General features: G+C 38.6%; 15 protein-coding genes. 7 read left to right on the forward strand and 8 right to left on the reverse strand.

The features are described from left to right. Positions 1 to 117: 117 nt before the first annotated feature. A complete protein-coding gene (locus tag ACYU0V_RS14675) occupies positions 118 to 741 on the reverse strand; it encodes a LysE family translocator (RefSeq protein WP_068565957.1) in 624 nt (207 codons plus the stop codon). Positions 742 to 921: 180 nt separating this feature from the next. Here ACYU0V_RS14675 and ACYU0V_RS14680 point away from each other — a divergent pair, with 180 nt between their 5' ends. The 5 genes from ACYU0V_RS14680 to ACYU0V_RS14700 all read left to right on the forward strand — a co-directional run bounded on the left by ACYU0V_RS14680 (position 922) and on the right by ACYU0V_RS14700 (position 6,553). Further along, positions 922 to 1,491 (forward strand): TetR/AcrR family transcriptional regulator, encoded by a 570-nt coding sequence (locus ACYU0V_RS14680; protein ID WP_002120318.1) that lies wholly within the window; start codon positions 922 to 924, stop codon positions 1,489 to 1,491. Next, entirely contained in the window at positions 1,488 to 3,131 is a 1,644-nt protein-coding gene (locus ACYU0V_RS14685) for an MFS transporter (RefSeq protein ID WP_199114103.1), read from the forward strand. The genes ACYU0V_RS14680 and ACYU0V_RS14685 overlap by 4 nt, the downstream gene beginning before the upstream one ends. Before the next feature lie 39 nt (positions 3,132 to 3,170). Next, positions 3,171 to 4,289 carry an HlyD family secretion protein gene (locus ACYU0V_RS14690; RefSeq protein WP_417889366.1) on the forward strand — a complete coding sequence of 373 codons (1,119 nt, stop codon included), beginning with the start codon at positions 3,171 to 3,173 and terminating at the stop codon, positions 4,287 to 4,289. A 65-nt stretch (positions 4,290 to 4,354) separates the two neighbouring features. Continuing rightward, positions 4,355 to 5,236 carry a 1-aminocyclopropane-1-carboxylate deaminase/D-cysteine desulfhydrase gene (locus ACYU0V_RS14695; protein ID WP_199114107.1) on the forward strand — a complete coding sequence of 294 codons (882 nt, stop codon included), beginning with the start codon at positions 4,355 to 4,357 and terminating at the stop codon, positions 5,234 to 5,236. A gap of 117 nt (positions 5,237 to 5,353) precedes the next feature. After that, positions 5,354 to 6,553: a BaiN/RdsA family NAD(P)/FAD-dependent oxidoreductase gene (locus ACYU0V_RS14700; protein WP_461848039.1), complete on the forward strand. Its 1,200-nt coding sequence runs from the start codon at positions 5,354 to 5,356 to the stop codon at positions 6,551 to 6,553. Between the two features lie 12 nt (positions 6,554 to 6,565). Here the strand turns inward: ACYU0V_RS14700 and ACYU0V_RS14705 are convergent, their stop codons facing one another. From ACYU0V_RS14705 to ACYU0V_RS14715, 3 genes are all read right to left on the reverse strand, one after another. After that, positions 6,566 to 6,736, reverse strand: a complete 171-nt coding sequence (locus ACYU0V_RS14705; protein WP_002120038.1) for a hypothetical protein — start codon at positions 6,734 to 6,736, stop codon at positions 6,566 to 6,568. Between the two features lie 129 nt (positions 6,737 to 6,865). After that, positions 6,866 to 8,569 carry a mechanosensitive ion channel gene (locus ACYU0V_RS14710; protein WP_017481287.1) on the reverse strand — a complete coding sequence of 568 codons (1,704 nt, stop codon included), beginning with the start codon at positions 8,567 to 8,569 and terminating at the stop codon, positions 6,866 to 6,868. 225 nt (positions 8,570 to 8,794) lie between these two features. Then, the gene (locus ACYU0V_RS14715) at positions 8,795 to 9,022 is read right to left on the reverse strand and encodes a hypothetical protein (protein WP_126645179.1); all 228 of its coding nucleotides are present in this window, start codon (positions 9,020 to 9,022) and stop codon (positions 8,795 to 8,797) included. A 290-nt stretch (positions 9,023 to 9,312) separates the two neighbouring features. Here ACYU0V_RS14715 and ACYU0V_RS14720 point away from each other — a divergent pair, with 290 nt between their 5' ends. Further along, positions 9,313 to 9,732 (forward strand): hypothetical protein, encoded by a 420-nt coding sequence (locus tag ACYU0V_RS14720; RefSeq protein WP_014205905.1) that lies wholly within the window; start codon positions 9,313 to 9,315, stop codon positions 9,730 to 9,732. Between the two features lie 48 nt (positions 9,733 to 9,780). On the opposite strand, the gene ACYU0V_RS14725 is transcribed toward ACYU0V_RS14720, so the two are convergent. After that, entirely contained in the window at positions 9,781 to 10,542 is a 762-nt protein-coding gene (locus ACYU0V_RS14725; RefSeq protein WP_017399772.1) for a ferredoxin--NADP reductase, read from the reverse strand. Between the two features lie 86 nt (positions 10,543 to 10,628). Between ACYU0V_RS14725 and gigC the strand changes: the two genes are divergently transcribed. Next, the gene (gene gigC, locus ACYU0V_RS14730; protein ID WP_002120024.1) at positions 10,629 to 11,513 is read left to right on the forward strand and encodes a LysR family transcriptional regulator GigC; all 885 of its coding nucleotides are present in this window, start codon (positions 10,629 to 10,631) and stop codon (positions 11,511 to 11,513) included. Positions 11,514 to 11,532: 19 nt separating this feature from the next. Here the strand turns inward: gigC and ACYU0V_RS14735 are convergent, their stop codons facing one another. From ACYU0V_RS14735 to nuoN, 3 genes are all read right to left on the reverse strand, one after another. After that, positions 11,533 to 11,826 (reverse strand): cold shock domain-containing protein, encoded by a 294-nt coding sequence (locus tag ACYU0V_RS14735; RefSeq protein WP_016144454.1) that lies wholly within the window; start codon positions 11,824 to 11,826, stop codon positions 11,533 to 11,535. Between the two features lie 116 nt (positions 11,827 to 11,942). Next, positions 11,943 to 12,578 (reverse strand): uracil phosphoribosyltransferase, encoded by a 636-nt coding sequence (gene upp / locus ACYU0V_RS14740; RefSeq protein WP_002120045.1) that lies wholly within the window; start codon positions 12,576 to 12,578, stop codon positions 11,943 to 11,945. A 100-nt stretch (positions 12,579 to 12,678) separates the two neighbouring features. After that, on the reverse strand, positions 12,679 to 14,172 hold the full coding sequence (nuoN, locus tag ACYU0V_RS14745; protein WP_002120035.1) for an NADH-quinone oxidoreductase subunit NuoN: 1,494 nt from the start codon (positions 14,170 to 14,172) through the stop codon (positions 12,679 to 12,681).

The raw sequence follows: 14,172 nt of genomic DNA on the forward strand, positions 1-14,172 counted from the left end.
TTTAAAGTATTTAAGTGCTAAAAAAGATATTTCAATTTGTATATATTTTACGCGAAAATAAAGCCAGACTATAAACAGCTGGCTTTGGATTTTGTAGATATTTTAATTAAAGAATAATCATTTGAAGAAAATTAATTTTAAACCCAATAAAGTCACAATACTTCCAGCAACTCGATCCACCCCTGTTTTTGCTTTTAAGTACATTTTTCGAGGCTTCTCTGAAGATAACAGCATCGCAACACATGAATACCATCCAGCATCAATCATAAAACAAATCACTGGTAATGCCACATAGTAATAATTTGGGATTTCTTTTGGTAGTAAAGCCGTAAATACGCTGGCTAATACAACTGCGATTTTTGGATTACTTAACTGGGTAATTAAGCCATATCGATATGCCTGTTTATAGGTCATTTTCGATTTGCCATCGTTTTCCACCGCAATTGGTTCTTTAGCATGTTTAATAATTTTAAAGGCCAGCCAAAGTAAATATAGACCACCACCAATTTTTAAAATTAGATAAGCAGAAGGCACCGCTAATAAAACTGCTTGCAATCCCATAACTGCTAATAGACCAAAAAGTGCTGCACCTGTCCCCGTCCCTAAAGCGGTAAACAACCCATGTTTACGTGATTTAGAAATTGAATTTTGTGCAACATAAATAAAGCTTGGCCCAGGACTTATTGCTCCAAGCATCAATGCCATCGCAATTGAAAAAAGAGGAATAAGGGACTCAAACATTGTATTGACCTAGCATCACGCAATTGCGCGGTATTCTAACAGCTTTTTGTGACACATATAAAAATGGCGAAGATATAAATGATGAAAATTGAATTTTCATGTTTTTACAATTTAAATCTTCACAACGGACAAAAATGTCCGTTAAATATATAACCTTTAGAACTCCCCCAAACCGATGACATGAGTAAACGTCAAAAAATTGCTGCCCATAATCGGGATGAATTACTCAATGCAGCCGAAGAATGTTTTCGTATTCATGGTATTAATGTTCCCTTACAAGTTGTGATTGACCACGCTGGTGTAGGCAGAGCGACGTTCTACCGTAACTTTTGTGATCGAAAAGCTTTAATTAGTGCACTTTTAGAACGTGCGATTACACAGCTAGAGCAAAAAGCAGCTCATTTTCAACAATTCGAGGATGGTTTATTTCGTTTAATTGAAGGACATATTGGGCAACTTCCCAAACTCGCAATTTTGCAAGATTTTTGGAGAGTGATTGATCGACAAGATCCAATTATGTTAAAAATTTATGAACGGCGAAATAATGCACTTAACCCACTGATTGAAAATGCGATAGAACAAAAATTGTGCCGAGCTGATCTGACCGCCGATGACTATGCAATGGTCACAGCAATGTTGGGTTCTTCATTTCAAGGACATGAGCCAGAAGAACAGACTCGCTTAGCAAAACGAGCAATTGAATTACTATTTCATGGTATTCAAATACAAAAAATTCGAGGGATAGAATGAGTAAAACGCCTCGTTACTTAGAAACACCACCCGACTGGACCCCAGAAGAGCAACCGACTTTACCTGGTTCACCAGCAGCTATTGCACACTCTGTACCTAAGCGGTTTATTTACTTTTTTATTGGTTTATTTATCGCCCTTTCGGCAAGCTTAAGTAATGGTTTTATTACGGCAAATTTACCTTTAATCCAAGGTGAGTATGGTCTAACTCCTTCCGAAGCGGCTTGGTTGCCTGCTGCTTATGTCATGGCAAATGTCAGTTCAAACCTGATTTTATTTAAAGCCCGGCAACAGTATGGTTTGAGAGTGTTTTCAGAAATAGGACTCGTGATTTTTATTGCGGTTTTGGTATTACATATTTTTGTGCATACCTATGAAATGGCACTATTCGCTCGAGTTGTGGCAGGTTTAGCTGGTGCGCCATTAAGCTCTTTAGGTATGTATTACACCATGCAAGCTTTTAAAAAAGCAGACATGGCAAAAGGTATATATATTGCCTTTGGTTTTCAGCAGTTAGGTGTTCCCCTCGCCTGGATTATTTCTCCATTTCTTGTAAATACAGACAGTTGGTCTGTTCTATATACCTTTGAGCTCGGCTTAGCACTTTGTTGTTTAGCCATGGTCGTTTCATTGAAATTACCGCGAAGCTTAAGAATTTATGTTTTTGAGAAGCAGGATTTCTTTACATTTGCTTTATTGGCTCCAGGTTTTGCCTGCTTGTGTATTGTGCTCACGCAAGGTCCAATTTTATGGTGGTTTAACAGTGAATGGCTTGCTTACGTCTTAATTGCAGGTTTTAGTTTAGTTGTTTTGGGGTTGCTCTATGAACACTATCGTGCCAATCCATTAATTATGACACGCTGGTTAGGTGCCGCTTCGACCCTACGCTTCATTTTTGGTGCCTTTGCTATTCGACTTTTAATGTCAGAACAAAGCTACGCAGCTGTTAATTTCTTAAAAACCATGGGAATGGGTCCTGACCAATTTGTTCCACTCTATGTGGTCATATTGATAGGGATTTTAAGCGGAACACTTTTTAGCGCACTGACTTTTTCACGCGAACGGATTATCTTCCACTTACTTTTTGCAGAATTTTTAATTTTAGTCGCGTGTGGATTAGATTATCACTTAACCAGTGATGTCCGACCTGTTAACTTCTTTGCAAGTCAGTTTTTAGTAGGCTTTGCAGGTGGTTTATTTATTGGACCATTGCTCCTGATTGGCTTTGCGCAAACATTGGCTAAAGGCCCTTCGTATGTGGTGACTTTTATTGTGCTGTTCTCTGCAACTCAAACCTTTGGTGGTCTTGTGGGGTCTTCTTTCTTCTCGACCTATCAACAACACCGCACGCAGAACTATCAAGTCGAGATTATTAAAGATTTAGAACAAGCAGACCCTCTAGTTGCTCAAAGGCTCTCTACATATCAACGCAGCGCATCAGTTACGACTACTGACCCAGTATTACAAACAGCTCAATCCATGCGTTCACTTAATCAAGTGGTCACTCGTGAAGCGCAAGTACGTGCCTACAATGACGTTATTGCATTAAACGGTATTTTTGCTATCGCACTCCTCTTGTGGGGTGGATTTAATATTGCACGTAGCAAATATCTACAACGCAGAGGAATTAGCCGTCCTTAATGGCTTCTTTATTGATGAAATAGAAATTGAGATTGATATATGTCAGATGATCAAAACAAGCCAGAACAAGCTCCACCTCAAGCAGCTCCCGCTCCATCTAATGAACCGGCACCTGCGAGTAAACTGATTCCCACAAAACGCTCAACTTTATTATGGATGCTAGTTGTGCTCATTGTCGGTATTTTAGTGATTTTGTGGGCATGGAGAATCGGACCTTTCGCAACAAGCGTTCAGCAAACTGACAATAGTTATGTTAAAGGTAAAACAACGATTTTATCGTCGCAAATTAATGGCTATGTTAAAGATGTATTAGTTAAGGACTTTGACCACGTTAAAAAGGGTCAAGTATTAATGCATATTGATGCAACCACTTACGACCAAAAAGTAGCGCAAGCGGCTTCTGGAGTTGAACAAGCTAAAAATACTTTAGCCAATCAGACACAGTCTATTGCTCAAAAACAAGCTGATATTGTGGCTGCACAGGCTAAAGTTGAACAAGTTAGGGCTCAATATGAGCTTTCTTTAGCACAACTTAGACGATATCAACAGTTAGGAAATAGTGGAGCAGCATCTAAATCTGAGCAAGATAAAGCCGCAGCAGATGCTGAAAATAACCTTGCAGCACTGAAGCAGGCAGAAGCCAATGTTTTAGTTGCCAAAGAAGCACTTAAAACGGCGCAGGTTGCAGAAGCTGGCTTAGAAGCACAAGTTTCCAGTGCTAAGGCACAACTAGATCAGGCACAAACTACCAAAGACTATAGCGTTATTGTTGCTCCAATGGATGGTCAACTTGGTGAGGTGAACCCTCGTGTTGGGCAATATGTGGCCGCAGGATCACAGTTACTCTATCTGATTCCACAGCAAACTTGGGTGATTGCCAACTTTAAAGAAACCCAAATTGCCAATATGCGAGTTGGACAAAAAGCGTGGTTTACAGTCGATGCCATGAAACACAAAAAATTTACAGGACATGTTGAGCAGATCTCACCAGCTGCGGGTTCCGAGTTCAGTGTGTTAAAGCCTGACAATGCAACAGGAAACTTTACCAAAGTGGTTCAAAGAATTGCCGTGCGTATCACCATAGATCCAAATCAAGAAGGAATGGAACACTTACGCCCTGGCATGTCAGTAATTACTTCTGTCGATACAAGCTCTTAATCAGCTTTTTAAAAACCTCTTTAAAAAGCTACAATGTGATCAATCATTATTTTTCTCAATTTCTAATGTTTGATCACATTGCCCAACCTGTTTCCTATCAGCACATTGAACTCCCCTCTTTAGTTCATCTCGACATTAAGCGGCTAGATTTAATTCATCCCCAAATCTCAGGTAATAAATTTTTCAAATTAAAATACAATTTGCTTGCCGCAAAACAACAAGGTTTATCGAGCATTTTGACTTTTGGTGGCGCTTATTCCAACCATATTGCCGCAACTGCGTATGCAGCTCATCTTTTTGGCTTAAGAAGTATTGGAATTATTCGTGGTGAAGAGTTAGCTGACAAACCTCTGAATCCAACCTTAGCAAAAGCTCAAAGTTTAGGAATGCATCTACATTTTGTCTCACGCAATGAATATCGCTTACGAGAAGATGCAAACTATCTTCAACAATTACAGCACCAATTTCCTGAAACTTTCATTATTCCTGAAGGCGGTACCAATGAACTGGCAGTTCAAGGTTGTCAGGAAATTATCAGTCAAAGCGATTTGCAAAACTATGATGTGATTTGCTGTGCAGTAGGAACTGGCGGAACGATTTCGGGTCTTATTGAAAGGAGTTCAGCCGATCAAAAAGTCTTAGGATTTTCGGCTTTAAAAGGTGACTTTTTACAACAAGAAATTCGGCAGTGGACCAAAAAACAGAACTGGTCTGTGACAGATGCATACTGCTGTGGTGGGTATGCAAAAACTTCACCCGAGTTATTGGCGTTTATAGAAAGTTTTGAAGAGCAGCATGCGGTACCACTTGAACCGATCTATACGGGAAAGATGATGTTTGGTCTGTTTGATCTTATAAAGAATAATTACTTTTCTGAAGGAACTCGCATTCTGGCAATTCATTCTGGTGGTTTACAGGCAGATATAAGAAATAAATCACATCAATAACTTATTAGCTTTTAGTGCACATTACTCCGCATAGCAGTAAATGTCTTTAGCATGACTAAGGCTCGGCATGATAGTATATGCCCCTTTTAAATTTTCACGATTAATCGAGAATCTCTTATGTCTAACAGTCATGTCGATGTCATTGTCTTAGGTGCAGGTGCTTCTGGACTCATGTTGGCTGCACATGCTGCTAAACGAGGGCGCTCGGTTTTAGTTTTAGAAAAAGCCAATAAAATTGGTAAAAAGATTTTAATGTCGGGCGGCGGCAAGTGTAACTTTACCAACCTGTATGTAGAGCCTGACAACTATATTTCTCATAATTCGCACTTCGTTATTTCTGCCCTGTCACGTTATAGCAACTGGGACTTTATTGGGCTGGTATGTGATTATAAAATTGCTTATGAAGAACGGAAACACGGGCAATTATTCACGCTAAACGGCGCTAAAGAAATTTTAGAGATGCTAGTGAGTGAATGTGATAAAACCAATAACGTTGATATCCGAACTCAATGTGAAGCTGTACAGATTGATCCATTAGAAAAAGGCGGTTTTACTGTACACACAAACCAAGGCCGATTTAGCTGTGAGTCATTAGTGGTTGCTACAGGTGGTTTATCCATTCCAACTTTGGGTGGTTCTGGATTTGGCTATGAACTGGCACAAAAGTTTGGACATCAAGTTTATCCAACTCGCGCAGGATTAGTCCCATTTACTTTTTCAGATCATATTAAAGAAGTTACTACACGCCTAAGTGGCAATGCTTTAGATGTGACTCTAAGTAACTCGAAAAATAGTTTTACTGAAGCATTATTGTTTACGCATCGCGGCTTGAGTGGACCAAGTTCCCTACAGCTTTCAAACTATTGGAATACTGGCGAAAGTTTTAAAATTGACTTTTTCCCAAGCCAAGATTTAGCAACTTATTTAAAAGATAAAAAGAAAGCACAACCTAAAGTTCTATTGCGCACCCTTCTTAGTGAGTTTACTGCGAAAAGTATTATCCAAGAGCTACAACAACTTATATGGTCAGAGCAGAGCGAAACAGCGATTGGTAATATCAGTGATGCACAGCTAGATCATATTGCCGAACAGTTACACGGCTTTACTGTCAAACCATCAGGTACAGAAGGGTATCGTACTGCCGAAGTTACTTTAGGTGGAATTGATACAACCGAAGTATCTTCCAAAACCATGGAAAGTAAAAAGCAAAAAGGATTATTTTTTATTGGCGAAGTACTTGATGTAACTGGCCATTTAGGAGGCTATAACTTCCAATGGGCTTGGTCTTCCGCTTATGCAGCAGCACAATACGTTTAAATGATGAATAAGCTAATTTGACGCTTTCGAATCATTTGAAGATTTTTCAGAATTACGCGTATGAGTTGTTGCCTGTTTTGATGAATTAGATTTGTTAAACACAAATTTATAAGCACTTGCTAAAAAACCTACGGTAATTCCCGCAATGACAATCGGTGCTAAAAAACGACCTGGTTTCTTCATCGTATTTTCCTCACTTATTTCTTTTTATAATGGCCCAAAAAAAGTTCGACCACTCAATATAGAGTGGTCGAACTTATCACAAAAATCAAAGATTTTTTGTACGGTTTATCTGAAAATTAGTTTTACTTACTAAATTTCGTCATTTTCTCCAGTAGATCCAAACGGTTTGTTTACTGGTGGTTCTGCTGGATTTACTTGTGCAGAGTCAGCAGGTTTTGCATCAGATGAAACTGTTGACGGTGAAGTTGTAGTCGTTGGTGCAACTGTAGATGTTGACGAACTCGTAGTTGCAGATGAGCTACCAGCAGATGGGCTGCTCGTTGTGGTAGTAGACGGTGGTTGATAAAGCGGATTCGGTTCATTCGCTTCTTTTTTAGCTTTATCTAACAAATCACTCAACAGTCTTTCTGCTGGTTGGCGACCACCTAAACCAAATGCAAGAGCGAAAGCAACTGCAACTGCGCCTAGAGTCAAACCAAATGCAAGATTAACGATTGAATCTGCAATACCCATCGCTCTTAAACCAAGCGCAAGTACGAGACCAATAATTAACACACGAACTAAACTACCTAACCAACGCGAGCTATTATATTCGCCGCGTTGAACCACGTTCGCCACAACATTGGCAAGCCAGAAACCAATAACCAAGATTACAGCGCCCAATAGAATGTTTGCACCGAAATGGATAAACATTGCGATTAGACCACTAATTTGATCGAAACCAAGACGATCCGCAGCTTCAGAAACTGCAAATAGCATAGTAAAGAATACAATTAGCCAGCCAACTGCATTAGAAACTTTAGTTTGACCTAAAAAGCGTTGTACATCTAACTTTGCAGGAATTTCATCAACACCTGTACCTGCAATTAATTCAGCAACTAAGCGGCCAACAAAACGAGAAACAATATAAGCAACCAGTAGAATTAAACCAGCAGCAATAATGTTTGGAATCGCCTGCAAGATCTCATTAAGCATTGCTGTTGCTGGCTGAGAAATTGTCTCAATGCCTAAAGCTTCAAACGCTACAATCAATGTTGTAATAATGATGATTGCGAAAACAAATGAACCTAAGAATTTGCCTACGTTAGAGCTTTTGAAAAGACCAATTTTTTCAGCTTGAGCCTGAACACCTAAGCTATTTACTAAACCTTCAACAATACCGCGTACAATTTTTGCCAAGATATAACCAACAAAAACGATAACACCAGCAATAAAGATATTTGGCAAGAATGCTACGGCATCATTTACCATATTTTGAACTGGAATCAGTAAGCCTGTTAATCCTAATATTGAAAGAACAATCGGAAGGAAAAGTAACAATACAAGCCAGTAAAGAATTTCACCAATATTCTGGCTAATTCCACCTACACCCACTTCACTGCTTAACTTATCATCGAGTTGAGTTCGGGATAAAACATTGGTCACCCCTGCTCGCACCAGTCGAGCAACGATCCAACCAATAAAACCCACCACAACAGCAGCAATAATATTTGGAATATAGACGAGTACCTGATTTACCATATTACTGAACGGGCCACTAACTCCACTAATGTTAAGTACATTGAGAGCTGCGACCACAGCTAAGATTAGAATAAACCAGAATACGACTTTTGAAATAAGGCCTTCTATGTTTGGAGCACGTCCAGTTGCTGAAGATAATTTTGCATTGGTATTTACTTTTTGCAGAAGTTTTTTTACACCTGCCGCAACTAATAAAGCGATTATCCAGCCAACTAGTAAGATGACGATTGCAGCTAAAATAGGATGAAACTGATCCCAGTAATACATCGCATCAAACTGAGCGCCGCGAGGCCCATCAAAAAATTCATTCATATTGTTATGTCCTCAATTGTTATGTTCTTTTCAGTGCCATCAATTATGAAAAACACTTTTCGTTGTTAAAAATGACAATAAATGCGGTCTATCTCACCTTATGTTTTGAATATTTTGTAATCAACACACTTCTGCATAAATACAACAAATTGATGCAAAAGGTTGCAAAAAAAGCCTTCAGGTCACATTCTAAAGGCTTTTTATCAAGATATACTGGTTAGCTTATTACCCTTTATAGATATTTAAATCTGAAGGACTCTCAAGAACATGTGGTATAGCCTCATGTTGAAAAGCTGCTTCTTCTTTAGGTGTTTTGCTGTGATCAGTAACCATGTAGACGATGAGTGCAATAAGAAAAAGCCCAACAATAATTAAAATGTAAACTGGCAATCTTCTTTTTTTCGCAGTTTCTTCAGGACTCGTCACATGAGGTGGTTTTGAAAAATCATGCATCTTCTTTCCCCTCTTCTTTTATCATTAACTTTATAATCATCATAGCAATTTGGTTTGTTGCATTGTGTGAAAAAGCATTATGCTAAGGTGTCTGCGGTTGCAAAACTCTACTATTAAAATAATAAAAACAGTATAAAATTTAGGCAAAAATATTTAGCCATTTAAAAATAATAACGAGTTATGCTCGAGCTTCTTTAATGTTCTATTTGTAATACAATATGTTTTAGCGCTTACTTTTTATAAAATAGGCTATAATAAGCCCCCTTGTTTTAAAGCTGCTCTATTTTATGATGTATCGTCAGCAAAACGTAACACTTGATCTCGACACTGACGTCACACATCAATGTTATATACATCAGACGAGAGACGAACATCTCATTGGTATTATTGAATTTAATAAACCAAGTTATGAACTCAAATGGGGTGATTTAGAGTATTTTCGTCGCCGTACTGAAGAATTTTCCGTCATGCCATTTCCTGACTGCATTAATGCCATGATTGTTGATATTCGTAATATCAATATTTTTCTAGACAATGATGTTCCAATTTTACCTTGGCGCTTACTAGAAGAAGACTGTCCTGTTCGCTTAGTCGTTCCACAAGATCGTTTGGAACATTATGCGGGTCTTTTTGAGCCAACTTGGCTTTCAACCGATGTAGACAGCGCAATTTCAGAAATTCGCGAATTTATGGATATGTTTGTCCACTAATAAACATATCCATAAAATTAATTATAAAGTTGTTTTCACCGCAATTTATTACCAGTAATTTTCTACCGCAATATTTCCCTCACCTCGACGATTCATCGTCAAACCACGGCGTTTTAAAGCCTCTTTCGTGTCATCTACCATTTGCGGATTTCCGCAAAGCATGACGTGGCTCGTGTTAGGGTTCAGTTCTATACCAGCAGATTTTTCTAATTCACCATTTTCAATTAGAATCGGCAAACGATCATGCAATGGCGCAGATGGATCTCGAGTAATAATCGGAATAAATTTAAATCCGTTATGTCCTTCCCCAAAAGTTTCAGCAATCTCTTGAATACGATCAACATAAGCTAACTCAGCTGCGGTACGGACACTGTAGACCAAATTAATTTTTTGATATTTAGACCATGTATCGAAGTCTTGTAGCATAGATAAAAATGGAGCTAATCCTGTACCCGTTGCCAATAACCATAAATCATGTGGTAAAGGTTGTTGATAGCGAGCTAAAGTCAAATAACCATAAGGTATTTTTTCTAAATACAGCTCATCTCCTACCTTTAAATGTTGAAGATTTGACGTAAATGCACCGTCTGGTACCACAATCGAAAAAAACTCAAGCGTTTCATCAAATGGTGATGAGACTACCGAATAAGCACGAACAACGAGTTCTTCTCCAACTTTTAGCCCAATACGTGCAAATTGCCCAGCAGTAAATTTAAAATGTGCAGGGCGAGTCATGGTGAAACTGAAAAGAGTTGGAGTCCACCGGTGTACAGATAAAACTTTTTCTACGCTAAATTTTTCAATTGACATGATTTCAACGTGGCATGAAATAGTGCGCTCATGTTAGCATGACAGCCGAAATAATGAATACTTTTAAACGTTAAGGCTTTTTAAACATGCGCATGACATTACGCCAGTTGGCTGTTTTTGTAGCAGTCGCTCAAGAAGGAACTGTCACCAAAGCGAGTGATGCGGTCAGACTGACGCAAAGTGCAGCAAGTATGGCTTTAGCCGATTTAGAGGATGGTCTTGGTGCGCCTCTATTTGATCGTTTAGGTAAACGATTACAGCTTAATGATTTAGGTCGTTTTCTATTGCCTCAAGCATTAGAAATATTAGGTCGCTGTGAAGCTTTTGAGCAAGCTGCAAAAGGTGAATTGCAAAGCATTGATTTACGTATTGGGGCCACTTTAACGATTAGTGATTACCTCATGCCAGATTTAATGGCAAACTTTTTACAGCATCACCCTAAAGCGCATTTGCAATTACAAGTGGGCAATACACGCCAAATGATTGAAGCAGTCAATCAATTCCAACTTGATTTAGCTTTAATTGAAGGCTCATGTCACTTACCTCAACTCCAATGTATTCATTGGCGTGATGATGAGCTTGCAGTTTGCTGTGCCCCAAATCACCCTTTAGCACGTTTAAATAGACCTCTAACAGCGCATGATTTTCTTCAAGTCGAATGGATTTTACGTGAAGAAGGCTCAGGAACTCGTGAAGTGTTTGATAATGCGATATTGCAAGATCTGCCAGACGCGAATATTCGCTTAACCCTAGGTCACAATGAAGCAATTTTAAAAATTGTTGCTGGTGGTTTAGGTATGTCATGTATTTCTAAACTTGCCATTGAACCTTTAATTGAAAAGGGACAATTAGTAATTTTAGATACACCATTCTGGCAGCTTACCCGTCCGCTTTATATGCTGGTACACCGTCAAAAATATCAGGGTCCAGGCCTCAAAGCATTCTTACAATTCTGTGAAGATCAGGTTTAAAACCTGATCTTTTCATTGATTAGCGTCGAAAATTTGATAGCAATTCGCTTGTGATCGCTTTATTGTGATCCGCAATTTTATTTTTCTTGGTTTTCGCAGGATTCGGGTCAACACGCTCAATTTTGATCGCTTTAAATTTGCCCTGATTATCTGCAGCAAGAAATCTCACTTTTTCATTTCTTTTCGGTTCGCCCTCTGACGCAGGGAAATCAGAAATATGAAAGAAAATATCTCCTTCAGTGGTCTCAATAAAACCAAACCCTTTATCAGCGTTATATTGTTTTACCCTTCCAGTATAAAACTCTTGCTTCATGATCTTTCCCCTACTTTTCCAATCCAGTCATTGCAATAAATAAAAAAGAGACTCACGATCCCGTTTTTAAAATTATACGGTTGAATGAAGTCTCTTTTTAATGCTATTTCAAAAAATTAATCTTTTTGTACACTACCAAAAATTTTATCGCCAGCATCACCCAAGCCAGGAACAATATAACCTTGTTCATTTAAGCCATTATCAATAGATGCCGTATAAATTTGTACATCCGGATGAGCTGCTTCAACTTTAGCAACACCTTCAGGAGCAGCAACCAACACCATAACACGGATATCTTTACAACCACTTGCCTTTAACACATCAATAGCAGCAACTAACGAATTACCAGTTGCTAGCATTGGGTCAATAATCATCGCAAGACGATTAGCCACATCTGGAACTAATTTTTTGTAATACGTGCGAACTTCTAATGTTTCTTCATTACGCTCAAGACCTAAAACACTCACTTTTGCGCTTGGAATTAGATTAAGTACGCCATCTAACATACCAATTCCAGCACGTAAAATCGGGACAATCGTTATTTTTTTACCAGCAATACGCTGAGTAGTAACAGTTCCAGCCCATCCATCAATTTCACAATCCACAACTGGTAAATCTTTTGTTGCTTCATAAGTCAACAACATAGTCACTTCCTGAGCAAGCTCACGGAAATTCTTAGTACTGATGTCAGCACGGCGTAACAAGCCTAATTTATGACGAATAAGTGGGTGACGAATTTCTTGAATGGCCACAGATGTTACCTAAAAATATAAAAACGTATTTATTATAATCTTTTTTTAACGCTCAATAAAAAAAAGCCTCCAGATTTGGAGGCTTTTTTGTACACCAGAATTACTGTTGTGAAAGCATGAAATGTAATGGAGATAAAATTTCTGCTTTTAATGCCAAATTAATCATTGGATCTGGATAAACACCCAAAATAATAACTAATGCAGCAGCAGCTAATACCATTAAACCACCCACTTTTTGTCCCCAATGAGCATCTGCATCAATACGAGGAGTTTCCGGTGGTGTCATGTACATTACAACCATCACACGTAAGTAATAGTACAAACCGATACCACTACCCACAATAATCATTGCAGCTAAGAACCAGTGTTGAGTTGTTACAGCAGCCATTACCACCAAGAACTTACCAATGAAGCCTGCTGTTAATGGAATACCAGCCAAAGACAACATCATGACTGTTAAAGTTGCTGTAAGTACTGGACGACGCCAGAATAAACCACGGTAGTCTGCAAGGCTTTGTGCTTCATCTACGTTGTTATATGGGCTAGACATTAACGCTACTGCACCAAAGGCACCAATAGTTGTTAATACATAAGACACCACATATACAGTTACGCTACCCAAGCTCGCATAAGTCATGCTAATTAAAGCAATTAACAAATAACCAAAGTGAGCAATAGATGAATAACCAAGAATACGTTTTAAGTTAACTTGACGAACAGCGAGTAAGTTACCAACTAAAATCGACAATACAGCAATGATCGTCAAAATAGTTACTAACGAGTTCACCATCATTGCGCCTGAAGCAAGCATATAGCGTACGAACAAACCAATTGTTGCAACTTTAGCAGCAGTCGCTAAGAAAGTTGCCATTGGCGCTGGTGCACCTGCATATACATCCGGTGTCCATTTATGGAACGGCGCAAGCGATAATTTAAATGCAACAGCAAAGATAATAAGTGCTAAACCTAATAACACCATTGGCTGTTTGATTGCTTCAAATAATGCCTGTACAGAATCATAGAATGAAAGCGAACCTGTATATGCATAGATATATGCCATACCCATCAACAACATTGCAGAAGCTGTTGCTGAAAGTACAAGGTATTTAATACCCGCTTCAAGTGAGTTACTACGTTGATAAGTATAAGCAAGTAAGCCATATACAGGAATCGACATTAACTCAAGGCTAATGAAGAACGATGCATAGTGAGAGCTTGCAACCATCAACATTGCACCTGCTACTGAAGCAAGTAACAAAAGATATAACTCTTCGCGGTTGTCTTTATAAGTTTCGATGTAAGCATGAGACAAAGTACAACATGCCAATGCCGCAATCAAAATCATAAATTGATAGAACATGGTAAATGGATCAACCATAAACATGCCCATCACATTTGCCGGTACAAACTTACCGCCAAATACTGCAAATAAAATATAAAGTGCAGCAAGGTTTAAACCAACAACAGAAGCTGTTGCGATTAAATTATGATTACGCTTAATAGAAATTAACAACATGACGACGATTGTTGTCAAAGCAACAATCATCACCGGAGCTAAAGGCATAAGCGTAGAGAATGATACTGTGAAGTTCAT

It is taken from the genome of Acinetobacter sp. X9 (assembly GCF_054889255.1).